The organism is Bacteroidota bacterium, from assembly GCA_016722375.1.
In the GTDB taxonomy this organism is placed as follows: domain Bacteria; phylum Bacteroidota; class Bacteroidia; order Chitinophagales; family LD1; genus Bog-950.
Genome location: JADKJG010000002.1, coordinates 153,310 through 178,648 on the forward strand (window position 1 = coordinate 153,310; position 25,339 = coordinate 178,648).

24 protein-coding genes and 1 pseudogene are annotated in these 25,339 nt (G+C 43.3%); 6 read left to right on the forward strand and 19 right to left on the reverse strand.

Annotation, left to right across the window (positions count from 1 at the left end; genetic code table 11):
• Window positions 1–3: 3 nt before the first annotated feature.
• Window positions 4–417, reverse strand: a complete 414-nt coding sequence (locus IPP77_02555; protein MBL0308591.1) for a hypothetical protein — start codon at window positions 415–417, stop codon at window positions 4–6.
• 59 nt (window positions 418–476) lie between these two features.
• On the opposite strand from IPP77_02555, the gene IPP77_02560 reads away from it, so the two are divergent.
• Together IPP77_02560 and IPP77_02565 are read left to right on the forward strand one after the other, a co-directional pair.
• Window positions 477–947 carry a 23S rRNA (pseudouridine(1915)-N(3))-methyltransferase RlmH gene (locus tag IPP77_02560; GenBank protein ID MBL0308592.1) on the forward strand — a complete coding sequence of 157 codons (471 nt, stop codon included), beginning with the start codon at window positions 477–479 and terminating at the stop codon, window positions 945–947.
• Window positions 948–1,568, forward strand: coding sequence for a rhomboid family intramembrane serine protease (locus IPP77_02565; GenBank protein MBL0308593.1), 621 nt, complete (start codon window positions 948–950; stop codon window positions 1,566–1,568).
• 13 nt (window positions 1,569–1,581) lie between these two features.
• Here IPP77_02565 and IPP77_02570 read toward each other — a convergent pair whose 3' ends face one another.
• Window positions 1,582–3,552: a tetratricopeptide repeat protein gene (locus tag IPP77_02570; protein ID MBL0308594.1), complete on the reverse strand. Its 1,971-nt coding sequence runs from the start codon at window positions 3,550–3,552 to the stop codon at window positions 1,582–1,584.
• 300 nt (window positions 3,553–3,852) lie between these two features.
• Window positions 3,853–4,797, reverse strand: coding sequence for a carboxypeptidase regulatory-like domain-containing protein (locus IPP77_02575; GenBank protein ID MBL0308595.1), 945 nt, complete (start codon window positions 4,795–4,797; stop codon window positions 3,853–3,855).
• An 822-nt stretch (window positions 4,798–5,619) separates the two neighbouring features.
• On the opposite strand from IPP77_02575, the gene IPP77_02580 reads away from it, so the two are divergent.
• Window positions 5,620–6,057 (forward strand): hypothetical protein, encoded by a 438-nt coding sequence (locus IPP77_02580; GenBank protein MBL0308596.1) that lies wholly within the window; start codon window positions 5,620–5,622, stop codon window positions 6,055–6,057.
• A 72-nt stretch (window positions 6,058–6,129) separates the two neighbouring features.
• On the opposite strand, the gene IPP77_02585 is transcribed toward IPP77_02580, so the two are convergent.
• The 4 genes from IPP77_02585 to IPP77_02600 form a co-directional block, all read right to left on the reverse strand.
• Window positions 6,130–6,588, reverse strand: a complete 459-nt coding sequence (locus tag IPP77_02585; GenBank protein MBL0308597.1) for a hypothetical protein — start codon at window positions 6,586–6,588, stop codon at window positions 6,130–6,132.
• A gap of 25 nt (window positions 6,589–6,613) precedes the next feature.
• A complete protein-coding gene (locus tag IPP77_02590; protein MBL0308598.1) occupies window positions 6,614–6,856 on the reverse strand; it encodes a hypothetical protein in 243 nt (80 codons plus the stop codon).
• A 106-nt stretch (window positions 6,857–6,962) separates the two neighbouring features.
• Complete coding sequence (locus tag IPP77_02595; protein ID MBL0308599.1) at window positions 6,963–8,246, reverse strand: PKD domain-containing protein; 1,284 nt, start codon at window positions 8,244–8,246, stop codon at window positions 6,963–6,965.
• A 122-nt stretch (window positions 8,247–8,368) separates the two neighbouring features.
• The gene (locus IPP77_02600; protein MBL0308600.1) at window positions 8,369–8,884 is read right to left on the reverse strand and encodes an ABC transporter ATPase; all 516 of its coding nucleotides are present in this window, start codon (window positions 8,882–8,884) and stop codon (window positions 8,369–8,371) included.
• A 101-nt stretch (window positions 8,885–8,985) separates the two neighbouring features.
• Between IPP77_02600 and IPP77_02605 the strand changes: the two genes are divergently transcribed.
• From IPP77_02605 to IPP77_02615, 3 genes are read left to right on the forward strand one after another with little or no spacing between them, the layout of a single operon-like run.
• Window positions 8,986–10,251, forward strand: a complete 1,266-nt coding sequence (locus IPP77_02605; protein ID MBL0308601.1) for a T9SS type A sorting domain-containing protein — start codon at window positions 8,986–8,988, stop codon at window positions 10,249–10,251.
• 11 nt (window positions 10,252–10,262) lie between these two features.
• Entirely contained in the window at window positions 10,263–12,575 is a 2,313-nt protein-coding gene (locus tag IPP77_02610) for a TonB-dependent receptor (protein ID MBL0308602.1), read from the forward strand.
• Entirely contained in the window at window positions 12,572–13,636 is a 1,065-nt protein-coding gene (locus IPP77_02615; GenBank protein MBL0308603.1) for a hypothetical protein, read from the forward strand. The genes IPP77_02610 and IPP77_02615 overlap by 4 nt, the downstream gene beginning before the upstream one ends.
• Window positions 13,637–13,644: 8 nt before the next feature.
• Here IPP77_02615 and IPP77_02620 read toward each other — a convergent pair whose 3' ends face one another.
• The 12 genes and pseudogenes from IPP77_02620 to IPP77_02675 form a co-directional block, all read right to left on the reverse strand.
• Window positions 13,645–14,046 carry a DUF393 domain-containing protein gene (locus tag IPP77_02620; protein ID MBL0308604.1) on the reverse strand — a complete coding sequence of 134 codons (402 nt, stop codon included), beginning with the start codon at window positions 14,044–14,046 and terminating at the stop codon, window positions 13,645–13,647.
• Window positions 14,034–16,319, reverse strand: coding sequence for a T9SS type A sorting domain-containing protein (locus tag IPP77_02625; protein MBL0308605.1), 2,286 nt, complete (start codon window positions 16,317–16,319; stop codon window positions 14,034–14,036). The genes IPP77_02620 and IPP77_02625 overlap by 13 nt, the downstream gene beginning before the upstream one ends.
• A 43-nt stretch (window positions 16,320–16,362) precedes the next feature.
• Window positions 16,363–17,184, reverse strand: a complete 822-nt coding sequence (locus IPP77_02630; protein ID MBL0308606.1) for a PASTA domain-containing protein — start codon at window positions 17,182–17,184, stop codon at window positions 16,363–16,365.
• 342 nt (window positions 17,185–17,526) lie between these two features.
• On the reverse strand, window positions 17,527–18,471 hold the full coding sequence (locus IPP77_02635) for a carboxypeptidase regulatory-like domain-containing protein (protein MBL0308607.1): 945 nt from the start codon (window positions 18,469–18,471) through the stop codon (window positions 17,527–17,529).
• Window positions 18,472–19,334: 863 nt separating this feature from the next.
• Window positions 19,335–20,378 carry a peptidylprolyl isomerase gene (locus tag IPP77_02640; protein ID MBL0308608.1) on the reverse strand — a complete coding sequence of 348 codons (1,044 nt, stop codon included), beginning with the start codon at window positions 20,376–20,378 and terminating at the stop codon, window positions 19,335–19,337.
• 137 nt (window positions 20,379–20,515) lie between these two features.
• Window positions 20,516–21,529 carry a bifunctional oligoribonuclease/PAP phosphatase NrnA gene (locus IPP77_02645; protein MBL0308609.1) on the reverse strand — a complete coding sequence of 338 codons (1,014 nt, stop codon included), beginning with the start codon at window positions 21,527–21,529 and terminating at the stop codon, window positions 20,516–20,518.
• A gap of 140 nt (window positions 21,530–21,669) precedes the next feature.
• Window positions 21,670–22,617, reverse strand: a complete 948-nt coding sequence (locus tag IPP77_02650; GenBank protein ID MBL0308610.1) for a hypothetical protein — start codon at window positions 22,615–22,617, stop codon at window positions 21,670–21,672.
• Between the two features lie 161 nt (window positions 22,618–22,778).
• Entirely contained in the window at window positions 22,779–23,276 is a 498-nt protein-coding gene (locus tag IPP77_02655) for a tetratricopeptide repeat protein (GenBank protein MBL0308611.1), read from the reverse strand.
• Window positions 23,277–23,319: 43 nt separating this feature from the next.
• The gene (locus tag IPP77_02660) at window positions 23,320–23,802 is read right to left on the reverse strand and encodes a hypothetical protein (GenBank protein ID MBL0308612.1); all 483 of its coding nucleotides are present in this window, start codon (window positions 23,800–23,802) and stop codon (window positions 23,320–23,322) included.
• 21 nt (window positions 23,803–23,823) lie between these two features.
• The gene (locus IPP77_02665) at window positions 23,824–23,997 is read right to left on the reverse strand and encodes a hypothetical protein (protein ID MBL0308613.1); all 174 of its coding nucleotides are present in this window, start codon (window positions 23,995–23,997) and stop codon (window positions 23,824–23,826) included.
• A 102-nt stretch (window positions 23,998–24,099) separates the two neighbouring features.
• Window positions 24,100–24,855, reverse strand: a complete 756-nt coding sequence (locus tag IPP77_02670; protein ID MBL0308614.1) for a 1-acyl-sn-glycerol-3-phosphate acyltransferase — start codon at window positions 24,853–24,855, stop codon at window positions 24,100–24,102.
• A pseudogene (locus IPP77_02675) lies at window positions 24,852–25,315 on the reverse strand (type I restriction enzyme HsdR N-terminal domain-containing protein). Before IPP77_02675 ends, IPP77_02670 begins: the two are co-directional and overlap by 4 nt.
• Between the last annotated feature and the right edge of the window lie 24 nt (window positions 25,316–25,339).

Sequence of the window (25,339 nt, forward strand, 5' to 3'; positions counted from 1 at the left end):
TGATTATTTACTTGCTTTCATTACAAAAATCACTTCCTCGGTTCCTTCTCTCGCTTTGAATTCAAACTCCTTATTGTTTAGCTTCAGAATAGTATAGTCGTTAGACTCACCAGTTTTGGTTGTCGAATGTATTTTGGTATTATTCCAATTCAATTTCCAAGTACCCTTAACTAACTGTTCCTGCATGTGTGTTTCATAAGTCCCATCTGCATAATAGGTCAGAGTAAATACATTTTTCATTTGGCTGATGGAAGCCTGAATAGCCGGTAACATATCTGTGGGAATCTCTCGTGTATATCTCAAATCCTCTAGCTTCCATGTTTTTACCAGTAGGTTAGATTTATCAGCACAACCGCTTAAAATCCAGCAGCAAAGCAGGGCTGTAAAAAAGACAGTAACTGGGTTTCTTATTTTCATTTCTATCATTGCGGGCGGCTAAAATAGATTTAATAAAGAAATGGCGGCCATTCTGATTTATGAAAATCACCCTATTCCTTAATGGTAAAACTACTTCTCCCGACATCAAAAATCTTTGCGATGAATACCGCAAACGCATCAATCGTTATATGAAGATGGAAGAGATATTTTTGGAGGCCGTTAACCTAAAAAGTAAAGACATCTCGAAAGTTAAACAAGTAGAAGGAGATGGGCTATTGAAAAGACTCACTCCCACAGATTACCTGATTCTACTAGATGACAAAGGCAAAGAGTTTACTTCTACTCGTTTCGCGGAGCATTTAGAAAGCCTTTTCAATCAATCTCTAAAAAATTTGTGCTTTGCGGTAGGTGGGGCTTATGGTTTCAGCGAGGATGTTTATCGTCGCGCCAACGAGAAAATGAGTTTATCGAAAATGACTTTTAGCCACCAGATTATCCGGCCTTTGTTTGCCGAACAGCTTTATCGCGCTTTCACTATTATTCATCACGAACCCTATCATCACGAATAAATGGAAATGAACATCACCATCATCCTTATCGCCATCACCTCGATTATATCCTTGGTGGCCTTTCAAAAGCACCAATGGATAGAGCGACTTATTTTTTATCCTTACCTCATTTGGCGAAACAAAGAATGGTATCGGATGCTGACCGGTGGCTTGATTCACTTAGACTTGACCCACCTGTTCTTCAACATGTTTGTGTTGTATAGTTTTGGTTCATATATCGAAGTGGCTTTCGGGCAGATATTTGGTGAGGCTGGCGGACTGATTTACGCAGCCATGTATTTGCTGGCGATTGTATTAGCCGACGTATGGAACTTATTTAAAAAGCGCGATGATCCTAATTACCGCAGCTTGGGTGCCAGCGGTGGTGTGGCGGCGGTACTTTTCTCCTTCATTCTCATCAAACCCTTTGGATTGCTGTATCTGTTTTTCATTCCGATCGGTATTCCGGCATTTATTTTCGGAGGGCTTTATCTGGCTTATAGCATCTACATGGCGAAACGCCAAAGTGATAACATCGGCCATCTCGCTCATTTCACCGGAGCTATTTTTGGATTCTTCTTTCCGGTATTGCTTCAACCTTCGCTGCTGATTAGGTTTGTCCAAACTTTGATCGGCCAATAAGCTGCGTCATCTTCTATTGCTGATTCTTTTTTCCATCCATAGAAACCTTCAAATTGTTTTTTGCCAACTGGCTATTTGGGTTTAGCTCTACTGCTTTTTGCCCTGCTTCGATGGCTTTATCCCATTCATGCAGCATGTTGTAGGCGCTGCAAATGTTGTTGTATGCCAAGTCGTAGTTGGGCTTGAGTTTTATGGCCTCATCTGCCGCATGAACGCAATCTAAATAGCGCGCCTGATAATAATATTCCAAACTCAGGTTGATGTAATTTTCCGGCGTAGGTTGTTGTTGCGATAGCTTTTCAAGCAGCTCGATTTTATTTTTTATCTGTCCCTGATAAACAGGATTACCGGTTATTTCTGCCATCAAACGGTTCAGGTCTGGCTGCTGGGGGCTGAGATTCAGACCTTGTTGAATCATGGCCTTCGCTTCCTGGATTCGGCCACTGTTCTTCAACATGTTGCCGTAATAATAGTAGCAGTTTGGATTCTGGTTGTTTAGTTGCAGCGCATATTTAAAGTCCTTTTCTGCCTCCTCATATTTTCCGTTGGCGCTGTTCAACACACCCAGGTTGACATAGATATATGAATAATATGGCCACTCTTGTTTTGCTTTATTAAAATATTCTTCTGCCCCTTTATAATCCCCTTTGCCCATCAGGACGTTTCCATAATTCATTAATCCGCGACCGTTTCTCGGACTCTTAATCGTCACGTCATACCACAGCGATTCACCGCTACTCCAAATTTTCACCCGTTCACGAACGCCGTAAATATGAGCAGAGAAAAATGCGATAAAGAAAAGCAGGATGCCGCCTTGGATGATTATACTTTTTGAAATAGCGGATTCATACTTTTTGTACAACAAAAACAAAGCCCATACCACTGCCATCGTCAACCCGATATAAGGGAAAAACACCCGGTGGTCATTTAATACTTCGCTGAAAGGGAAGAAACTGGAAGTGGGCAGCAAAGCAATATAAAACCATAGAATACCAAAAGTGATTGGTCTTGATTTTGCCTGAAGCGACGCTTTGTAAGCCAGATAAATAGTGAAAAAAATAAAGGCCAAGCCAATGGTAACTCGCGGGTCGAATACATTTTTAATCAATCCCCAATCGGTATCGGCGGAGAGATTGAAAGGGAAAAAGAAATTGTTGACATAATGCACCATCACGAAGGCTTGCGTCGTCAAATATCCCCAACGGTCATAACCGCCCTGAGTATAGGTAGAAGGAATCATCGTTTCGCGGATCAGATACATACCGATACCGAGAAGAAAGACCGGAAGTATCATCCACAAAATATTCCAACTTGCTTTGAGGTTAAACACCTTCAGAAGATTGTATTGCTTCTCAAACAAAAAGACATAAATAAAAATCAAGGGCGCCACCATCACCGCCGGTTCTTTTATCAAGAAACCCAAAAACATGGGGATGAGGTATAGCTGGAATTTGCGCAAGGCGGGGTAATAGGCAAAGACGCAGAGCGCCACCAAAATCAGGAGCGTAGAATCTACATCAGAGCGCGAAATGATATAATTGATGGTTTCCGCATTGGCGGTATGAAGCAGAAACACCGCTACCGCCAAAAGAGCAACAAAAGGATTCGACGAATTTGGAAGAGCCGTCCGGAAAATTTTAACCGCCAACAGGTACATAAATAAACCGGTCAGCAGAAAGGAAATAAAAATAGAAACGTGGAAATAGAACGGCACCGGAACGCCCTTTCCACCAAGCCAACAATCAATAGCGTTCAGCGTCGTCACACCCGGACGGTAGGACTGGTTGGCAGGCAGAGAACTGAAAGTGCGCGCATCGGTAAAGAATAGCGGAATGTTTTTGAGGTCGCGGATATAAACGTTGGAAACAATCGTGTGCTCGTCGTCAAAATGAAACGGATTGTTGAAATGATTATAGTAGGCAAAGATCACTCCGCACAACAACGCGATGACCAGTCCGGCAAATAGAATTTTTTCCTTCTTCATGGAATGAGGGCTTTGTGTTTTTACAAGCGCCAATATTAGCAATATAGGTGTTGGCTCCCAAAATTCCTGAAACCAGACATAGAAACACCCACTGAATAATTCGGGCGCGCCCCCGTCCCGATTCCTCTAAAATATTTTGGAAGAATCGGGACGGTGTCAGGCTTTCGGCTATATCTTTTTCTTAACTCTAAAATTATTTTGGAAAGAAAAAGGATGCCGCCTCTATCCTTCGCGCAGTGTAGAGACGCAATATTTTGCGTCTATTGTTCGGATGGAATACAGACGCAAAATTTTGCGTCTCTACGTATTATCCGGTTCTATGTCTATGTTGGTCACCAATTTCTTGTGTGCCTCGATGACAATATTTTTCGTAGCAGTTTTATGATGTTCCTTCGTGGCAATCAGCGAATCGTTACCGGTGGGCACCCCGTCAACGAAGACGAAGGTACCGGTGCTGTCGGTGACGCTTACTAAATCTACATTGGCCAGTTTCACCTCTACGCCTTCTTCCGGCACACCGGTCACCAGATTCTTCACCACACCGGTTATCTTAAATTCAGCGCCCTCTTGAATATTGTTGTACGGACCGGGCAATAAATACTCGTGCCGCTTGGCATAGTCGTTTACATAAAGTGTTTTGCTGGCGCGACTGATGATTTGCAACTTCTTCCATAAATCATTATAAATACCAATGCGCGCCTGTGTTTTTGTAGGCCGCTCTTTGATGGCCTTGTTCTGCGCCGTGTTGGCCGCATTAAAGGCGTTGAGCGCCAAAGTCGAATCGGACACGACACCAGCCGGAATATTGACCGCCGCCAGTTCCACACTGTATTTTCCGAGCGCGGCGATAAAGGCAGTCATAAATTCATTGACCTTGCTCTGCTGCGTATCCATGATTTTATAATCATCGTTTCCGAACTCGTTCCACACCGATTTTTTATTCGGGAAAGCCTTTTCGATAAAATATTTTACGTTTTGATATCGCGACTTGCATTCATCCCATCGGGTTTGCATTTCTTCGGTCAACTGTTCAATCTGGTCTTGCACCGTTTCATCGGTTTCGATGTTCATCGCCGCCGTAAGTTTGGTCTGAAAATCTGTTTCAAAACTGCCGCCAAAATCGGCGTCGAAGCCGATAAAATCTGCCGTGTCGTCTACAAATAATTCGTGCATCACTTGCGCCTCTTCTACCATCCGCGAGTCTTTGATGCCGCCATAAAGCCTATTTACCTGTGTAGTTCCCATGTTTTGTTCGTTTATCTCTATTAATACGAAGCAAATATAAGGAAGGTTTCTTTACTTTTCATCATTATTATCAAATTTAATCCACAATTTAACAAATCTGATATACAATATGCTATACTATAGTCTATATATAGTATAGTATGTTAGCAATATGCTACACTATATACTATATATAAGGAAATAGGAAGGCAATTTATGTAAATGTGTACACCCTTTGTCAGACTGACTTAACCAATTCGGACAAAGGGTGTAGTAAGTTCATTAAATTGAGTGGTCATTTTGTCAAATTGGTAATATTTTTCTAAAATAAGCATATTGAAACTACAAAAGTCTGTGAGACTTTTGTAGTTTGACTTTATTTCGCGCAGAGGGCGCAGAGTAGCGGGGAACACAGAGAAAGTACAGTAAAGAGATTCGATGCGCTGCATCTCTGCGGAAATGTATTCATGATTTGAAATTGCCTCACAAGGACCATCTATATGAATGAGGGCTGAACCCGCGGCAGGGATAGAGGCGGCATCCTTTTTCTTTCCAAAAATATTTTAGAGTTAAGAAAAAGATATAGCCGAAAGCCCGGCTGCCGCCATCATCATTTATTTTCTTGTCCTTGAGGGTGTTTAGTTTTCAAGAATAATAGCAAGGTAAGCGCCATCGGCAAGCAAAGTAAAGACCGTTTGTGAAGTTTCGACGGTTCTCTCCACTCCCAAAGCCTTAAAGCCTTTTATGATTTTTATAAACAAATGGCAAAGCATAGCTTCTGTTTTTCAAATGTTTTTAGATTTGCGCCACTAAAAAATTATTAACTAAAACAAACAACAAACTATGAAGAAAATTTTTGGCCTTTTTCTGACAGTCGCTACGGCGGCAATTATCACTTCCTCTTGCACCAAAACCTGCGATCCGGGTTATGAAGGAGATAAGTGTACTACTGAAGTTAGAGCGAAATTCGTCGGCCAATGGAAGGGCGATGAAGTATGCACTGTAGGAACTGATAGCTATACGATTGCGGTGGCTAACTCTGCATCGGATGTTCAAACTATCACCATCACTAATATTTATAATCAAACATTCACTGCAACTGCATCTGCAACTGGAACTACCTTTACAGCGGCTGCTAATCAGACATTGGCTACTGGTGTTACTTTGCTTTCTGGCTCTGGGAGTTTAACTGGTAACACACTTACCTTTACTTATGCTATTCAAGCGGCTGGTCCTCCGGCTATTACGAATAACTGTACTTTCACAGGAACGAAGCTGTAGGCTTTAATTCTCTAAATAAAAAAAGCCATTATGGATATCCATAATGGCTTTTTTATTTGTAGGAACTTTAACTTACTTAGGATCTGTGGAACCCATTTTAGGTTTTCCATTTCCGATAGTGTTGCTTCCGGTACTTCCGGTAGCACCCATTTTAGGTTTACCGCTTCCAACCGTATTAGGGTCAGAAGTAGTGCCCATTTTAGGTTTTCCGGAACCAACGGTTTCTGGTTTAGGTTCTTCTTTCTTAGCGGCAGGTTTAGCAACCGGTTTAGCCACTACTTTTTTCCCTCCTTTAGAGGCAGCAGCCATTGCTTCAGCATATAAAGCATCTGCCTTTTCTTGCACCTGTGCGGTACAATCTGCATCTGCTTGAGCTTGTAGTTCAGCCATTTTGGCATCTACCATTGTTTGGATAGCCGTATTATCAGCATCCATCAGTTTTTGATTTTCAGCAGCGTTATCGCAACTGCCGAGAATGAAAGAAGCGGAAAGCATAGCCACCGCCGATAGGTTCATGAATTTCTTTTTCATAGTTTTTTCTTTTAGTGGTTTAGAATTAGTTAGTAACGGTTGCGGCTGCTTTCATGGCTTCCACTTTGGCATTGACTTGAGCATCGAGACTGCTTTCGCAAGCAGCTTTCAGTTCGGCCATCTTGGCTTCGCTTTGAGCAGTGTAGATTGAATCCGCCTTGGCGGTGATTTGTTCTTGGTTCATCGAAGCATATTTCGTTCCACAACCAATGGTAGTGAGCGCGAACACAACTCCAACCCCAAGAGTAAGAATGATTCCTTTTTTCATGTTTTTATTTTTATGGTTAAGTAATAGGTGCAAAAGTACATATTGTAGCTCAATCAATACTAAAGGAGCTTATAATATTTATGCGCTCAGAAAATCGGAGTCCGGGCTAAAGGTTGTTGATGAAAACCTTTTGGTAAAATCTACGGTCTTTACCAATCATGCCGACTAGGTAATAGCCCGTTTCATTAATTGGTATCTCTTGTTTAAAATCATTAGCCGGCAATTTGACCTGATGAATCAATGTACCTACTACATTATATATCTGGATGAAGGTAATGCCTGTTGGTTTATCAAGAGATACAAAGATGCTTTTCTCATGGCTCCATATCTTTATCCCGGACGGCTCCTCTTCAAGGAGAGCGGTGTATTGCTTAGAAACGATGGTCACAACAACCGAGGAGCTGGACTGGCATCCGGCAGAATCAGTCACCGTTAATTGCACCGTATAAACTCCTGCTGTATCAAAAGGGTGTGATGCATCAGTAGTCTGGGCATAGTTGCTATCTCCGAAATTCCAGAGATAGGAACTGTATCCGGTTACGGCTGGGTTAAATATTATCTGTTGTCCTACTTGGGCGATCAAAGTATCGGCAGTGAAAGATGAACTCGGAGCCAGAGGTCCGTTGACTTGAATATTCTTCATCACCGTATAACCGTTCTGGTCACTCAACAATAATTGATAGACGCCGGGCAGAACAGAGATGGATACCGGAGAGGTAACATTCAAAGTTCCTGAATGGATGGACTGGTTCGCATCATCCATAATAGAATAGTTCCAAGAGGCGCTCCCCGGCTGCTGAATTTCAATACTTCCCAGCGAAGTACAAGAAGCACTAATGGCGTTAATAATAGCCGGTGGCGTGAAATGAAGAACAAAGCGTGCCTGATTGTCATTGGTTGCAGTAGTAAAGCTATAAGCTCCTTCTCTCAAATCTTTCCAAATATTTATTTTTTTATCTTGTAAGAATAGAAAGGTTGTTGGGTCAAAGGTGTTGATCCCCTCTGCGGTCAAACTCATGGTGGTATTCATATCCGGCCTCAATCCCATAGGAACTGTTGTCACATCTGTCAGGCTTGGAAGGGTGTTGATGCCATACCATAAGTTAGTCCCCATGGTCGTGTAAAGGGTAGGGACACCCGGTGCGCTGCCTGGTTTATTGGCATCATACAGATTGTCAAACCCGGTAGTGGCATCGGTGTTAAAGTCCACGCGGGTTTCGTCCAAGCCTCCGGTTCCATAGTGGAGAATCATCTTCAAGGTATTGTCTGCTTTAATAGCTTGAGAGAAGGCGTTGGGTTGGATTGGGAGAGCAATAATACTTTGAGCAATAACTTTCTTCGTAGGAAGAGAAATTAGACACAGGAATAAGAGGCTCAGATATAATCTCATTAAAATCGGGATACCCGGATATTAGATTTTTAAGACGTGAATTTAAGAAGCGATTTGAATTGGTAGATTCAAGTAATGAACTCAGTGCTTGTGGAGAAGTCAGTTCCCAAGCCTTCCTATTCTCATAACAGGGAACTAAAGGGCGTGTTAGAAACCGCCAGATTCTTGTGCCAGCTATCTTTATAAGGAATTTCCCAGCCGGTAATGAATTCTTGTTTGGTTTGAATGAGGTTGTTAAATACTATGGTTTCGTCATGAATAATCCCCTTATCCACCAAAGATTTGAATTCTTCGGGTGAGCAGCTTTCAACATCATCGCCAACCTTATAGGCTAAAGACAGCCGATTGAAAAAATCTGTGTTGATCTTTTGTTGTATTGCCTTGATAAAGTGCATGGAGGAATCAATAGAGCATCCCCCCAGTTTCACCATATCCTCATCAGCCATCAAAACCAAGAAGCGATTATAGACCAACTGTCCGGTTCCTACCACTCCGATTTTATGTGATGTCCAATTTTCTAGGAAATCGTTCAGACATACCTGAATAGTTGCGGCTTCCTCCGGTTTAAGTTTGCGCTGGCTTTGATATACCCATACTCGGGCGGTCTCGGGCAATTTATTGTCTTTGGCTTGGTTCATTTTGTTGATAACTGCTTAAAAAATGACATTATTATGACAAAAGTCTCTTGCAAAGAATGTTTTCTAGAAGCAACTTTGCGCCCACAAAATTATACTAAAAAATGAATAGACTGATACCAATGCTTGCCGCCCTTATTATGTGCTGCACACTTCATGCTCAAACCCTTGCCCCCAATGACTCGGTGTCTATTGGTGCGAGTTATTCGGATATGACTTTTTATAATCTTTCTACTGGTGCGAAGACCACAGCGTCTAACACGGATTGGCATCTGGCCATTTCCGTTCGCCCTACGATTTACCCTCCCAGTGGAAATCCGCAAGGAGGAGTGGTGGTTAGAATGAATGAACAACTGGGGATGAATATCGTAGTGGCCGAGAATAATGATGCTTCTACCTTCAGTAATCTAGATACTACTGGACAGTCTGGTTGGCCAGTGCTTCATGATTCAGACCTCGAATGGATAGAAGGCTCCTTAAACAGCCGTCGCAGTCCCTCCAACCCCTTCGATTTCGGATGGGGAGCTTATAACCAAACCACGCATAATGTTATGGGCGATTCGGTTTTCATTATTCACCTACCTGGAGGTGCCGTGAAAAAACTGATTATAGAAGGATTAATAAAGGATACGGCTTATGATATTAAATATGCTAACCTTGATAATTCGGACCTTCAACAAGTTCATATTCTCAAGGCCGATTATTCTGGAAAGGGTTTTGTATATCTAAACCTGTTGGACAACATGGTTCATGACAAGGAGCCTGTTCTGACCGATTGGGATTTGCAGTTTCTGAAATATACGGGCTTGAACATTCAAAGTTTGCCTGCCTATCCGGTTACCGGCGTATGGTCAAACCCACGGACCATAGTGGCTGAAGCGACACCATTAGAGGTAAACAGTAAAGATTATTCCGGACAAAATTTTTCTTCAGATTTGAATACAATTGGCTGGGATTGGAAAACTTTCGCCGCTGGAGGATTTTCGGTAACCGATTCGCTCGTATATTTTGTAAAAACCCAACAGAACAAATACTTTAAAATGGTATTTACAGGTTTTAGCGGAAGTACCAATGGGGACTTTCTATTCTACAAAGAGGAGTTGATTCAGAATACAGGTATTGATGATATGAAAAGCACATCATGGAACCTTTACCCCAATCCTGCAAATAGCCTATTGGTTATCTCGAGTGAAAATAGAATTGATGAGGTGACTATTTATGATTTACTCGGGAATCTAGTGATGCACCAAAGTTCAAATGGCAGTACAGAAATTCAATTAGATATTAGCTTGATAGCCAACGGGGCGTATCTCTTGGCAGTTCATTCCGAAGGAGGAGTATCCGTTAAAAGGTTGGTGGTTAAGCACTGATAAATGAAACGATGTCCGATGTTTCGAAACTTTTTCCAAAGATTGCCCTCGCCGTAAAGAAGATATACGGTTTAATATTTTTTTGCCTTTTCTATACAGTTCTCTCGGCATCTCTTCCGGGTAGTGCCTCGATTACTGTCCTTCGGGCTGAAAATCATAAGCCCCTGTCCGATGCCATTGTGAGTTTCATTCCTCTTCAGGAAGCCAATGAGAAGGTTAAGGGAATTCAGGGGCAGACTAATTCATTAGGTGTTTTTACCTATAATTTTACTGAGCCGGTCATTATCAAGGTTTCACATCTCGGTTATGAAACCATCATGGATACCGTTTATGTTTTATCCGATAAAAAATATGAAATCCAGTGGACGACTAAAGAGGTAAAGGATGTGGTTGTGACGGGGCAATATACCCCGAACTCTACCCAGAACTCCGTATATCAGGTAAAAGTGCTGCAAGGCGACATGCTTAAAGCCAAGGGGGCAAATAACCTGCGCGAAGCACTACAGAATGAACTGAACATTGACTTAGGACAAGATGGTGTATTTGGAACTGGTATTGGCATCAATGGAATTTCGGGTGAAGGAGTAAAGATTATGGTGGATGGCGTACCAATCGTTGGAAGGCTCGATGGCAAACTAGACCTAAGCCAAATCAATATCAATAACATTGAGCGGATTGAAATAGTAGAAGGCCCCTTATCGGTCATGTATGGCACCGATGCTATGGGTGGAGTAATTAATATCATTACCAAGACATATCAGCAGGATAAGATCAACATCCTCTTGAAAGGTTATTATGAATCATCCGGACAGTATAACGCTGAACTCAATACCGGTTTTTCTTTCAACAAAAACCAGATTTATCTCAGTGGTGGAAGATATTTCTTCGACGGGTATACCGCTGATCATTCTGTTCAAAGGGTACAGCAGTGGAAACCCAAAGAGCAATATTTCGCAGATGCTAAGTATATCTACACCGGTAACCGTTTCCGCGTTTCTGTCACCGGTGCTTTCTTTAGAGAAAAGATGCTTGACAGAGGTGTGCCTGAAAAAACTCTGGCGCAGGATGGAACATCGTGGACTTATGTAGGTGGGGACGGACATTACCTCACTTTTCGTCCTCGGGTAGCTACTTCGCTGATGTGTCGTTTCAAAGATGGCATCCAATTAGACGCATTGCTTGCTTATACAGGTTTCTTTCGCTTTTCCAATAACTACGTCAAGGATCTTGTTACACTCAAAGAACAAATAGTGGCCGATTCGAAGCAGCAAGATACTACCCGTTATCATCAAATCGTTTTCCGCCCTACCTATAGTATGTCCGGATGGAAGAACCGACTCAATTTTCAATTTGGCTTAGATATAAACCAAGAGTTCACCCAGACGACTAACCTGCTGAACAGAAAACAACAATCCGGCGACTATGCTGCTTTTGGCAGCGTTCGGATAACGGTGGTAAAAGGTCTGGCTATCCAGGCCGCCATACGGTTTAGTTATAATAGCCGTTTCAGGGTTCCGCTCATTCCTTCGCTGAATATCCGCTATCTGTACAAAGATAAATTGACACTCCGTGCTTCATACGGCAGAGGTTACCGTGCCCCGAGCTTAAAAGAATTGTATCTCTTCTTTTTTGATGGAGGCACACACGCTATTCACGGCAATGCAGAACTTAAACCCGAAGATGGTCATTGTATCAATGGCTCATTTAACTACACATTCAATTTGGCAAAGAAGCATCGGTTGGAATTTGCCACCTCTGCTTTTTATAACCGGATCAGCGATAAGATTGATTTTGTACGCACTCCAGCGCGTATTAGTTCTGAACCGGATACCTTCCAGTATTACAATATCAATCGTTATATTACTTATGGGTTTCAGGAAGAAATCACTTACCAATGGAAGCGGTTGAAGGTTTCTTTGTCGGGGATGATTACTCATTACAATATGAATAACTCATCTAATGCTTCTGCGGATGCCAGTTTATGGAGTCCCGATGCTTCGGTTTCGGCTAATTATATAGTCCCCAAAGCTGAAATCGGCATCAACCTGATTTATAAATATACTGGTAGAAAGCCACTCTTCTCTGTCAACAGCAGCATTCAAACAGGTGCAAGGAATGATTTTCATTGGCTTGATGCTTCGCTATCACGTAATTTCTGGAAAGACCGCATACAACTCACAGTAGGAGGGAAGAACCTACTCAATGTTACAAATGTTCAGGCGAATAATGTTTCCGGTGTAGGACACAATGTAGGAGGAAATTCAGTGAACATTGGCTGGGGAAGGACTTTTTTCTGTTCATTGATCTTGCAATTTACAAAATGAGAACACTGGAATCAGCAATTAGTAATCAAAAGTGGATAGCCGTTGTAGAGATTCGGCATCTATCTATTTTCTGCGTTCTATTTTCTGCAATTTGCTTTCTATCTTCTTGTTTCAAAGAGAAACCGCTCATTCCTCCCCTCAAGCAGGGAGAGGTGCAGATTGGTATGATTGAGATGGGTCCCCAATATGCCGACCAGTTCTTCTACAGCTTGGAGAAAAACTCAGTGATAAGTCAAAACTCTCGTTTGGCCTACGACCTGATGTTTGACTGCAACTCATCTTCCTTTTATATCTTGCTGAATACCGCAAAGTTTATGAGTGTCGTCCATACAGGGAAAACCGATCTCAACTCAATTACTATGGGGGATGCCAGCGGGAAAAAGTGGATGTATGAAACCGGCAGATACCTGCCAGATTCTTCCGCTTTAGGCGAGTGGTGGTCTGCTTTAGGGCCCGAGGTGACAACCAAAGGGGAAGTTTATATTATCAATCTGGGAGTAGATACATTGGGGGATCCATTAGGATATATCAAAATGAAAGTGAATGATTTTTCTGCCAGCGAATATTCGATCACCTATTCTGATATGGATAATCAACACCTTCGCACCGTATCAGTTTCTAAAGATGTGAGGTGGAATTACCGCTATTTCCGGTTTGTAAATGATTCGGAAATCGTGGATGGGATAGAACCCGATAAGAACCTCTGGGATTTTTGCCTCACCCAGTATTCCTACCTCTTTTACGACCCGTATTATCTGCCTTATCAAGTAACCGGAGTCCTTACCAATCCCTCTCGGACGGAGGTTTATATGGATTCAATCTTGAATTTTGATAGTATCCAATTCGGTGATTTTAACTCTTCCCGGCTGGAAACTCGGCGGGATGCTATTGGCTTTGAATGGAAACGATATGGGCTAAATAGCAGCGGTACATATTCGGTCAATTCAAATTACACTTACTACATCAGAACCGGCTCTACTGATTATTACAAGTTGAGATTTAATAGCTTTGACCGAATGGGTATCACCGGTTATCCAGTCTTTGAATATGTTCGGCTATAAGCCGAAACTTATTCAACAAACCGATCCTTCAGCTCAGGTGTCGGGATTCTGCACACCTCTCTTTCCCCAAACCAACGGTAGCGGTACTTAGCCACCGTGTTATAAACCCAGTTGCGCAGAAATGCGGGAATAATCATAAAACCAAAGGCAAGGGAATATATGCCGCCCATTTGTTTCAGAGTTCGCAATACGGCTTCGGAGCGGAAATAGATTTTATCTCCGTCTAGATAGATAATAGTGTTTAAGTATTGGTCATGGATGTTGAAACGTTCAATGACTGCCTGGCCATAGCCAGATTGAAGCGATGCAAATTTCACTTGTCTGGATTTATCGTGATCAATCACCCAGTTCACGTAACCATTGCATAAATTACAAACGCCATCAAACAAAACTACTTTCACCTCGAAGATGTTTTAAGGATTTTGTGATAGGACGTTTTGCCAGTCGTTACATTTTTTGCAACGATGATATATACTCCGTTGCTAAGTGCGCCGAGATGCATACCTCCATCCAATATTTTTTCTCTTTTCAATTCTTGCCCCATCAGGTTCATCACAGAAACCTCATAAGAAGTGGCTGAATGGCCTTTCAGATAAACAACATCCGAAGTCGGGTTGGGGTAAACCACTAGGCTTTCATCTTCCTTATTCTTACTCAAATCTTTAACCGCAAGCGGAAAGGTGTTAGTTCCCCAAAAATCAGTATCGAAAATAAATCGAATCATAGGAGAGCCGTCAGGAGTAATCGTAGATTTCTTCCAGGTGGCGCTGGTATATAGATACATGTGCTTTTTACCCAAGGTGGAATTCAGGTCGTAGCCAATCTGAATTTTGCGTGTATCGTTTTGCGCCCAACCAAAATAATATTTACCCGAAAGGATGATTGGCGTATCGAGTACATAGGTGGCGAAACCATTAACACTGTCCACATACAGCGGCTTTTTACTTTCAATCAGTAGAATAGGGCTGTCCACGAAAGAAGGGATACCCAACTCCAACGTGTCCCAAAGTGCAAAGTTGAAAATCAGATCGCTCACATCTTGTTCCACTTGTGCAAACATGATTTGAAATGCAGCTAAGGTATCAGGTTGTCTCAATTCAAATTCGTATCCGAACTTCTTAATGCCCAACCCGCTGATGCCATAAGCTCGTTCGGCGCTGCCATCATCATAAGCCATGAGGTTATTGAAATTTTGGCTGTGATACAAAGTATCATTCTGCGGGCGGCTGTCGTTGGGCTGAATGAATACTCTAGATTTTATCACCAAACTATCCACCGGAAAACCACTGGTAGCAATCGTATATTCCGAAGCCGGATTCACCCCAATAAAATTATAAGGACCCGCGTTGAACGTTTCCAAAGCATCGTTTGCTACTACCGTCGGGGTTGGGTAAAGTTCCGAAGCGCCTTTTACAAAGTTCGTGGCCGGAGGATTATTTACGGCATCCGGATCTAAATTCCTAACCGGCAGCACGATCGAATCAGCCAAATCATCTACCCCCGTGAACTGGTCTGCCGGAAGATGAGTGTATTCCTTCAAGATGGTAGGGAAATCATACATGAACGAAATGTCGCGGATGATTGAGTCACTCTGGCGGTCTTTATCTAATCGAACATAATCTATATGCCAATGGTCATTATTGCCATATAGCGAAGCCATATTCCGAAACCGGAACTGAAAAGCATTGTGATAGAACGAAGATTGAATCGGATTGTCGGGCACCTTGATAAATATCTGAACAAACTCATTCGGCACATTCGCTTCGCTCGAATAGCCGGTATCGGCCCAAACCGTTCTCCAAATATTGCCAATGTCCTTAAATTCAACGATGATAGAGTCTGTCTTTTCAGGAAAATCACCCAGCCCCATCGCTTCATAATAAAAACTGAGATAAATATCATTGCTGTCCTTATACCCAGAAAAATCAATCGGTTTAGAAGTCAATACATCTGCCGAGCCATAAGAATTGGCTGCCCGGTTATATGGCAAGCCGTATTCATTCAGTCCATCGAGCGTAGCCACCCCGATGCTCGGCGGATTGACCGGATAAGTATTATTGACATAGGCATAATTATCTGCCCACAAGGTACCCGGCTCTCCTTGCGCAAAATAGACCACCGGCGCATAATAAATAGTTTCATCGGCCGGAACCAAGACAGAATCACGTTTCACTCCGTTCGTATCAAACGTAAACGTGTAATACGGTTCCCAGTAAAAAAACGTTTGTGGCGGCTGATCAAAACATCCGGTGATGGCCGGGCCAAAGAAAGTGAAAGGCATGACTGGATTCGCTACCGAATCCACCTTCTTATTCACCAAATCATAAGAATAGCTCCACGAAGTATCGCTCATGAATTTCCCCGAAATGGTCTCCACCCCATCTACCGCAAGGCAAGTGCCAAACACATTATAAAACGTATCGGTAACATGGTTCTCCAACCATTTATAACTCCGCAACCGGTTCGTTGAAAAATCATCTACAAAAGGAAGCGAGAGCGTGTTGGTCTTTACGACGATATTCTTTTTCTCAATCAGGTATCTCAGATTCTTTTTGTTTACCTGATACGAGCGCGTGCTGTAATACAACGGAGCATTCGCCGGAAGCGGTGACAGGCTTTCTTCCTGCGCCAGAGCGGGGAGCAAAGCCCATACCATCCCTATCATCCCTATGAGTTTCTTCATCAAATTATTTTTCATCAACTCGCTAAACGTAAAAACGAATGTTTTATTGAATGTCGGACGAATCAACCGCATCATACAAATCGGGATTCACCTCAATATCTGCCGGAAGTTCCTTTGCCAAAAACAAATCTATCGGTTCGCCCATTCTGATTCTATTGCCGGGGCCAAATTCAGGAGACTGCCGATAAACAATAGCGCCCGACGTATCGCGCACACCGGCATCAATCACCACCGCGCCAATATTGAGCGAATTGCCCTTCAACTTAAACTCCGCTTCATCATACCGCAAACCAATCAGATAAGGCACCATCATTTTCTCTCCGCCCAACCCATCGCCCAAAACCAAATCAATCACCGTTCCGCGCGGCACCTTCGTTTTAGCCACCACCTCTTTGCCATTCAACATCATTCCAATCACCGAGTTCAAATGCGGGTTCGGTTTATAAATCAATTCGCCCACCTTCAATCCAAAACTTTCCAACTGCATCCGCGCATACTTCAACGAACTGCGCCCCACCAAATCCGGTACCGCCGTCGTCGGCGCCTTGGTCGCGTTCACCGTTATATATATCGTGCGCCCCTCCTTCACCTTCGCGTTTGGCTTCGGGTTTTGCTCCAAAATAGAAAGCGGCGCCTTGTTCATATCAAACACCGAATCCATCACCTGCCAGTTCAGATTCTTTCCATCCAAAATACTTTTCACCTGCTCATAAGTCATCCCCCGAAGGTCTGGAACCGTAATGCTTTCGCCGTGGCGCGTATATGATTTCAAACCCGACTGCACGAGCCACATCCCCACCACCACCACCGCAATGGCCAGGAGAATATTATAAAGCAGAATTTTATTAAAATATTTAGTCAGCAAGGCAGATATTGTTCGAGCGAAAATAAAAATATTGAACCGCCTTCATAGCGCCGACGTCTAAATCAGCGCCCCTCCAAACCTGCGGCCTAAATCCTGCACGGCTTCCTGTTCACCTCCTTCCATCAATCACGCTCAAAACATAAATAAAAATGATGGCGGCAGCCGGGCTTTCACTCCAATCTTTTCTGCTCTACAAATTTTTTAAAGGAAGAAAAGGATTTCCGCTCTATCCCTGCCGCAGGGTAGTCCTCATTACCAAAAATGTCCGCGTGAATCCGGCGTAGAGACGCAACATATTGCGTCTATTGTTCGGATGAAATACAGACGCAATATTTTGCATCTCTACGTATTATCCGGTTCTATATCTATGTTGGTCACCAATTTTTTATGCGCCTCGATGACAATATTTTTCGTAGCCGTTTTATAATGTTCCTTCGTGGCAATCAGCGAATCATTACCGGTGGGCACCCCGTCCACAAAGACGAAGGTACCGGTGCTGTCCGTAACGCTTACTAAATCTACATTGGCCAGTTTCACCTCTACACCTTCCTCCGGCACACCGGTTACCAAATTCTTCACCACACCGCTTATCTTAAATTCATCGCCCTCTTGAATATTGTTGTACGGACCGGGCAATAAATACTCGTGTCGCTTGGCATAGTCGTTCACATAAAGTGTTTTGCTGGCGCGACTGATGACCTGCAACACCTTCCATAAATCATTATAAACACCAATGCGCGACTGCGTTTTTGTAGGCCGCTCTTTGATGGCCTTGTTCTGCGCCGTGTTGGCCACATTAAAGGCGGTGAGCGCCAAAGTCGAATCGGACTCGACACCAGCCGGAATATTGACCGCCGCCAGTTCCATACTGTATTTTCCGAGCGCGGCGATGAAGGCAGTCATAAATTCATTGACCTTGCTCTGCTGCGTATCCATGATTTTATAATCATCATTTCCGAATTCGTTCCACACCGATTTTTTATTCGGGAAAGCCTTTTCGATAAAATATTTTACGTTTTGATATTGCGCCTTGCATTCATCCCAGCGGGTTTGCATTTCTTCGGTCAACTGTTGAATCTGGTCTTGCACCGTTTCGTCGGTTTCGATGTTCATCGCCGCCGTAAGTTTGGTCTGAAAATCTGTTTCAAAACTACCGCCAAAATCGGCATCGAAGCCGATGAAATCTGCCGTGTCATCAACAAATAATTCGTGCATCACTTGCGCCTCTTCTACCATCCGCGAGTCTTTGATGCCGCCATAAAGTCTATTTACCTGTGTCGTTCCCATGTTTTGTTCGTTTATCTATATTAATACGAAGCAAATATAAGGAAGGTTTCTTTGATTATCTAGATTATTATCAAATTTTATTGACAATTTAATAAATCAGATAGGCAATATGCAAAACTATGGTCTATATATAGTATAGTATGATGGCAATATGCTACACTATATACTATATATAATGAATTAGGAAGGCAATTTATGTAAATGTGTACACCCTTTGTCAGACTGACTTAACCAATTCGGACAAATGGTGTAGTAAGTTCATTAAATGGAGTGGACATTTTGCCAAATTGGTAGTATTTTTCTAAAATAAGCATATTGAAACTACAAAAGTCTTTGAGACTTTTGTTTTTGACTTTATTTCGCGCAGAGGGCGCAGAGTAGCTGGGAACACAGAGAAGATTCAGTGAAAAGAAAGGAGGGCTGAACCCGCGGCAGGGAAGCCTTAACCGGCCCGCCGGATTGTTAGAAAAAGGACAAAAAGTGTAGAGGATAGTATCCATTTTATGCTATCCTTTACATGTTGTCCTCAGGATAGAGGCGGCATCCCCCGACGTTTCAGTCGGGGATATAGCCGAAAGCCCGGCTGCCGCCCAAAAAAATTAAAAATGGATGAAGACTACAAAAGTCTTTAAGACCTTTGTAGTTTGTTGACAACCTGCAGCCGCTATCAGCATTATTTTATTGTCTGGTGTTTGGTTTTTCAAATTCATAGTGGAGCAAACGTCAGCAGCAAAAGCATAGGATGATCGGTGTCATTTTCGCAAATTGCAGTATCCGATTTCTTAACTGGTAGCTCTTGATTTTCGACAAATAAAAAAGGCCGCTACTTGCGTAACAGCCTTTTTTGTTTTGTTGAAATAGATTTACTTGACTTCCATCAATTCGGTATCGAAGATAAGGGTAGCGTTTGGAGGAATCACTCCACCTGCACCGTTCGCGCCATAGCCGAGTTCGGCAGGGATAATCAATTTGTATTTAGCACCTACGTTCATCAGGGCAATGCCTTCGTCCCAGCCTTTGATAACCTGCCCTTGTCCAAGGACGAAGGTGATGGGTTGGTTGCGATCGCGAGAGGAATCGAATTTGGTGCCGTCGGCCAGTGTACCGGTGTAGTGAACAGAAACGCTCTTTCCGGCTACAGCCTTCGCGCCGGTTCCCGGGTTTTCTATAACATAATATAAACCACTAGCGGTTTTTACGGCAGTAGGATATGATTTCTTTACCAGATCAGCGGCTGAAACGGTCTTTGCTTTGTCCATGTCGGCTTTAGCAGCAGCAAATTCAGCAGCTTTCTTTTTCAACAGTTCATCTCTCTTAGCCCAGATAGCAACCGCATCAAAAGCTTCGGCATCTTTGCCTACACGAACGATGTTCACTTTGCTCATCACTTCTCCATTTTCGATGGTAGGAACGAGGTTGTAGCCTTCAACGGTTTCGCCAAAGATGGTGTGTTTGTAGTCCAGCCAAGAAGGATTTGTTTCGGTGATGAAAAATTGCGAACCGTTGGTGCCGGGACCGGCATTGGCCATAGCAAGAAGACCTGGTTTGGTAAACTTGAGCGATAGATCAAACTCGTCGTCGAATTTGTAATTAGGGCCGCCAGAGCCGTTACCAGCCGGGTCGCCTCCCTGAATCATGAAAGGCTGCGGGGTGTGAATGCAGCGGTGGAAGGTGAGTCCATCATAGAAAGGGGTGCCGAGCGGCTTTTTGCCGTTTTCGATTTTCCCTTCAGCGAGCCCAACAAAGTTGGCAACCGTGACGGGTGCTTTTTGATAGTAGAGTGAAATAACAATGGGGCCTTTAGAAGTAACGATTTCGGCATAAAGCCCTGGCGTTTCTCTCCAATTATTTCCTGCCGCAGCGGGTTGAGTCGTGGTGGCGTTTGCCGGTTCATTGGTGTTGTTCATATTTGATTCTTCGTTTTTGTTTGCGTTCGCATTGCAGGAAGAAAACATTCCGGCAAAGAGAACCAGTGAGAGAAAAAATGGTTTTGAATTGTTCATGGTTTTGAATTTTTGGTTTAGAGTTTGAAGTTATGGTAGATTTAGAGTTTAAGCGAGCTAAGGGCTTCGAGAAATTTCTTTTCGGTGGCTTCGAGCGAAAGAAGGCTTTTGCCACCGGCGGCGTTGCGGTGTCCGCCGCCTTCAAAGTAGGTTCGGGCAAAGGTGTTGACATCTGTTTGGCCGCGAGAGCGGAATGAAATTTTAACGCGATCCGCCTCTTCGCTGAAATAAGCAGACACTTTAACTCCGTCAATTTTAAAAGGATAATTCACCAGACCTTCGCTTTCGCCCGATTGCAAATTAAATCTTTTTATTTCCGCTTGGGTCAGCATCATATAAGCGATTTGGCTACCATTGACCAATTTTAACTTTTCATGGAGGCAGTAGCCGAAATAGCGCAGGCGGTTTTCGCGAAAGTTGTTGTTCACTCGTTCGCTGATGTATTCGGGCTTTACGCCTTTGGCCACCAGTTCGGCACCAACGCGCAGGGCATTGGGTGTTGTGCTGCTGAACTGAAAGAAGCCGTTGTCCATCACCAAGCCGGTGTAGAGGCACTCGGCGATTTCGCGGTTTATCTTATCGGTTTCGTCAAAATCAAGAATGATATCGTAAATCATTTCTGAAGTAGAACAATAGGTAATATCGCTAAAGGTGAGGTTGGCGAAGTCTTCTGGTTGACGGTGGTGGTCAATGATGATTTTGAACGCCGTAGAACTGCTAATGGCTTCGCCGAGAGTTTCTAAGCGCGAGATGGCGTTGAAGTCGAGACAGAAAATGATGTCGCCATTTTTGATTTTGTCGTTGGCTGTTTTGCGTGCGGCTTCTCCTTCATAGTTCAGAGCGTATTTTGTGCCGGGAATCCATTTAAGAGTAGCAGGGTAAGGGTTGGGCGTTACAAAGGTGATTTGATGTCCTTTCTTCTCCAGAAAAAATTTCCAACCCAAAGAAGAACCCAGCGCGTCGCCGTCGGGATTTCTGTGGGTGACGATGACAATATTCTTTGGTTCGGCGAGCAACTTGGATAGTTGTTCGATATGGTTCTGCGGAAATTTCATGAGTGGTGCGAAAATATATGGATGAGGTGATTTTCCAAATAAAATATGTTTGAATTTGAGGACATAAAAAAAGCGCCGGAAAATGTTCAAACGAAACCGGCGCTTTTTAATGATTCAGTAGGCTGAACCTTTATGTTTTTCTACCAATAGCCCAACACTGCCTGACCGCTGCCTGCATTGTTACCTAAAATCCATTCAAGTTTCAGATAGCTCGGACAACCAGTGCTTACCGGGCTGCCATTGCTGTTCACGCCGAAAGTGGCTGTGACGCTGAAGTTGGTAGTGGTGCTGGTATATTTACCGGCTATAGGCCTCCACCATCCACACGCAGTGCCAGATTTCCAAGGTTGAATCATTTCTGTTTGAAAATCGGTATTGAATCGAGTTTTGCCCCAAGAGTCGAGTATTTTACCGTTCACCGTGGTGTCTCCGTTGACAGTGGCAGCAATATTTGAATAACCTGTAATAGCCCAAGTAGAACGACGGGCCATATTCCAAGAAGAAGTTTGTCCGTTTTCAAAAGTCGCGGTCATATTGCTGCTTCTTTCTTTCAAAATTACGGTGGCTGCACCAGTAAAAACATAGGACAAAATATCCATTCCGCTAACGTTGGTTAGATATTTTATACCATTGAAGGTGAGGTAGTGATTGTTCAGTCCGGTATATACTACTTTATAGTCCGTGTGGGTGATTTCTGCCGTAGCGCCTACATCCGCCCAACTATTTCCAACAATCAACTGTACTTTAATTTGACCACTTCTAATCCGGTTTGGATTTGGGCAAACGGTGGTGCCATCGAAATTGATGAGTATATATGGCTGCGGATCGTTTTGGTGAGAAGAATCAATCGTGGCGCCGCAGATTGAGTATCCTTGGATGCCTTCTTTTTTACCGACAAAGCCGCCAATATTGAACATAGCGTTGTTTACATCGGAGTTGACATTGTCCGATTCGCCTTTCTGGTTATTAATGTCTTCGTTGTGTTGCTTTGTATTTGGATCGGTAGGGTCGTTAGTGATTTTTGAACAAGAGTTAAAAATCAGCAGGCTGATAATCAGCGTAGCGAGAATACTTAGTTTGTTTTTCATGGTTGTTGTTTATTTGTAAACGAAATTATGAAAGAATATTGTATTGCCTTGTTCAAGTTTCTAAATATAATCTGCAATAATAGCATCTCTATTATTTATAGAAATTGAACTTATTAAAAATGGGTGGACGAAAATACTCCCTTTTCATCCTACTATCTCCTTCAAACCTCCCCCTTTTCCTCTTCATCATCCCCTTCTTCCCAATCAACCGGAAATCCAATAGCCTCCAGCAACTTACCCTTATAATATTCGTGCTGGTCATAATTAGCCAGCTTGTGATGAAGTTGCGCCAGACTTTTGTAAACAGCAATTTTCATCCGGTCATCCGGATCATGCTGCAAAGCTTCTTCCAAATGCTGAATTGCCGATTTGATATCTCCATCTTCATTAAAACTGAGGGCCGCCATATTGTTATACACCTCCGGAAAATCAGGTCTATCTTTCAGCGCTTCGGTGTAATGATGCAGCGCCCGGTATTGGTCGCCCAAATCCTGATAGGCTTGCCCTAGATAATAATGAATCATGCTATCCTTCGGGTCTATTTTGTTCGCAACCCGAAAATAAAACATAGCCTCCTCATTTTCCCCATTCATTGCCAAGGCTCTGCCTGCCATACTCCAATCCCAGGCACTTTCCCCGCTTTCGCTGATGGCCGCCATTTCGTAACATTTGAACGACAGAAGAAAATCCTCATTCTGCTCCTTATAGCTCTGCCTGCTCCCTCAGTTCCTCTACATCCATTTGATCCGGTGATTCCTCCAGCATCATACTACCATACCTCAGCATGTTTTCCCGGTCGTTCAGCTTTTTATAAAGCTCCCTGATAGATCCATAAACGCTGTATCGTTCATTACCCTCCTTCGTGGCGGCGGCTTTCTTCTTCAAAATATCTATGGCTTCAGGTGTGCGCCCCAGTTGCTCGAGACACCAAAGCTCGTTGCGCTCTATATCATCTATGCAATCTTGCAGCGTCAACACCGGCAGTACTTCCCGCCCGGCTTTGAGCGACGCTTCATATTGCTTATCGGAACACAGATAAACAACCTCCCAAGCTAGCAGATAATCCTTGTCTTCGGGATGTGAAGCAAGTGCCTCGCGGCACATACGGGCCATTTTACTATAATCAGCTTTTATTTTCTTGTCGGTAGGAAATCCAGCCTTGATATATTCGGGTAACACTTTCATGACCGAAAGTTACGGCTTTTCTTAGAAAAAACCTGCTTTTATGTTATTGCCATCTATCTTATAATGAAAACGGGAGTAATCCAACTTTTCTATTAGCCAGAGTTCGGACTGACGAGTGATGGTAAATGGATTATTGCTGATGAACAGGCAGAGGTTAACCTTTACATATTGAACGAGGAAGACATCGGTATCCACCTCATCAGAGACATTTTTAATTCAGCACTCGGCATTAAAAATAAAACGCAGCCCTAATTCCCGCCATCGGCGGGTTAGGAGGGAACCCAATTACGCAACCATTCAAAATTTAGAGGCGGATTCGTGCTCCAAATCTGTAGTGATCAAGGCTATGGCCTGTTCTTTCAGCCTCTCCACGTCCGCTTCCACCATACCGGTAGTTTCAATCGGGCGATGGCGATAAACAACGAGCCGTCCGGGACGAATCATCAGGCCTTTACGAGGAAAGAGCCTTCCGGCATTCACAATGGTAAAGACCACCAAGGGGATTTGACATGCTACGGCCAAACGAAATGCCCCGCTGTGAAAGTGTTTCAACAATTCGGGCGTGGTGTTGCAGGTTCCTTCGGGACAGATAAAGAAGGAAGCGCCTGCGTGTACCTTCTCTTTCATCTGCTCCATGCTCCAGGCGCGATTTTCACTGTCTTCGCGCCGCACCGGAACGTATAGGTGTTTGATTAGATAGCCCAATACCGGCCAGTACAATAATTCTGCCTTGCCCAGAAACTTGACGTAGTTTCTAATCAAAGTGCCCGCCACCAACGCATCGAGATAGCTGGTATGATTGCTGATAAATATTGCTTGTCGTAATGTTTCCTTCGGTTCTTCTTCATGAAGTTCAATTCGGATGCCCCAGAGAACAAGCAAGGTTCTTGAAATCCAAAGCGGAATGAAGTGTAGTTGTCTTATCCAGCGTTCGTTCCCGCTCATTACTCCGGCAATCAGAATAGGGAAGGAGAGGAGGAGCAAAATAGAAAACGTACTCCCGCACCAAATAGTCCAGGGAAGCCAGATAATTTGCTCGGCTATACGTTTCATCCTACGGTCTCTGTATCTCTTGTCACTTCTTTCGCAGTTGGTATAGCGCTCAATTGTTCCAAGTTTTTTCCTAACCGACAACAGAAATTATTTGCGCCGTTTGTCACCCACAGATAGCGCACATTCAAAGATAGATTATACCGGGCTATCTGTTCAAATACTTTTGGTTCAAAGGCTCTTCAGGGGCTTTACATTCTATAATCATTTTGGGTAGTCCGTCTTTTCCAAACACCAATGCGTCAAAGCGTTTCTGCAAGCCGTTCAAGATCAATCCACGCTCTACGGCAATCAAACTTTTAGGAAATTGCAAATCATAAATAAGATAGTGCAGCACATGCTGTCTGACCCATTCTTCGGGAGTTAGCGCTACAAACTTCTTGCGTATTTCATCGAAAATGTATCGCCCCTTCTCTCGTTCTTCCACCCGAAAATCATATTTGCCAAAAATAACTTCGGTCATCTTTCTTAATTTCGATTCTAAAAT

What these genes read in the sequence shown, in the direction of transcription:
- IPP77_02640 (MBL0308608.1), bottom strand. Translation starts at nt 20,378, where the DNA reads ATGAACAACACCAATGAACCGGCAAACGCCACCACGACTCAACCCGCT.
- IPP77_02585 (MBL0308597.1), bottom strand. Translation starts at nt 6,588, where the DNA reads ATGAAAAAGAAATTCATGAACCTATCGGCGGTGGCTATGCTTTCCGCT.
- IPP77_02650 (MBL0308610.1), bottom strand. Translation starts at nt 22,617, where the DNA reads ATGAAAAACAAACTAAGTATTCTCGCTACGCTGATTATCAGCCTGCTG.
- IPP77_02670 (MBL0308614.1), bottom strand. Translation starts at nt 24,855, where the DNA reads ATGAAACGTATAGCCGAGCAAATTATCTGGCTTCCCTGGACTATTTGG.
- IPP77_02600 (MBL0308600.1), bottom strand. Translation starts at nt 8,884, where the DNA reads ATGAACCAAGCCAAAGACAATAAATTGCCCGAGACCGCCCGAGTATGG.
- IPP77_02580 (MBL0308596.1), top strand. Translation starts at nt 5,620, where the DNA reads ATGAAGAAAATTTTTGGCCTTTTTCTGACAGTCGCTACGGCGGCAATT.
- IPP77_02625 (MBL0308605.1), bottom strand. Translation starts at nt 16,319, where the DNA reads ATGAAGAAACTCATAGGGATGATAGGGATGGTATGGGCTTTGCTCCCC.
- IPP77_02635 (MBL0308607.1), bottom strand. Translation starts at nt 18,471, where the DNA reads ATGGGAACGACACAGGTAAATAGACTTTATGGCGGCATCAAAGACTCG.
- IPP77_02575 (MBL0308595.1), bottom strand. Translation starts at nt 4,797, where the DNA reads ATGGGAACTACACAGGTAAATAGGCTTTATGGCGGCATCAAAGACTCG.
- IPP77_02555 (MBL0308591.1), bottom strand. Translation starts at nt 417, where the DNA reads ATGAAAATAAGAAACCCAGTTACTGTCTTTTTTACAGCCCTGCTTTGC.
- IPP77_02605 (MBL0308601.1), top strand. Translation starts at nt 8,986, where the DNA reads ATGAATAGACTGATACCAATGCTTGCCGCCCTTATTATGTGCTGCACA.
- IPP77_02560 (MBL0308592.1), top strand. Translation starts at nt 477, where the DNA reads ATGAAAATCACCCTATTCCTTAATGGTAAAACTACTTCTCCCGACATC.
- IPP77_02615 (MBL0308603.1), top strand. Translation starts at nt 12,572, where the DNA reads ATGAGAACACTGGAATCAGCAATTAGTAATCAAAAGTGGATAGCCGTT.
- IPP77_02645 (MBL0308609.1), bottom strand. Translation starts at nt 21,529, where the DNA reads ATGAAATTTCCGCAGAACCATATCGAACAACTATCCAAGTTGCTCGCC.
- IPP77_02570 (MBL0308594.1), bottom strand. Translation starts at nt 3,552, where the DNA reads ATGAAGAAGGAAAAAATTCTATTTGCCGGACTGGTCATCGCGTTGTTG.
- IPP77_02590 (MBL0308598.1), bottom strand. Translation starts at nt 6,856, where the DNA reads ATGAAAAAAGGAATCATTCTTACTCTTGGGGTTGGAGTTGTGTTCGCG.
- IPP77_02610 (MBL0308602.1), top strand. Translation starts at nt 10,263, where the DNA reads ATGTCCGATGTTTCGAAACTTTTTCCAAAGATTGCCCTCGCCGTAAAG.
- IPP77_02595 (MBL0308599.1), bottom strand. Translation starts at nt 8,246, where the DNA reads ATGAGATTATATCTGAGCCTCTTATTCCTGTGTCTAATTTCTCTTCCT.
- IPP77_02565 (MBL0308593.1), top strand. Translation starts at nt 948, where the DNA reads ATGGAAATGAACATCACCATCATCCTTATCGCCATCACCTCGATTATA.
- IPP77_02660 (MBL0308612.1), bottom strand. Translation starts at nt 23,802, where the DNA reads ATGAAAGTGTTACCCGAATATATCAAGGCTGGATTTCCTACCGACAAG.
- IPP77_02655 (MBL0308611.1), bottom strand. Translation starts at nt 23,276, where the DNA reads ATGGCGGCCATCAGCGAAAGCGGGGAAAGTGCCTGGGATTGGAGTATG.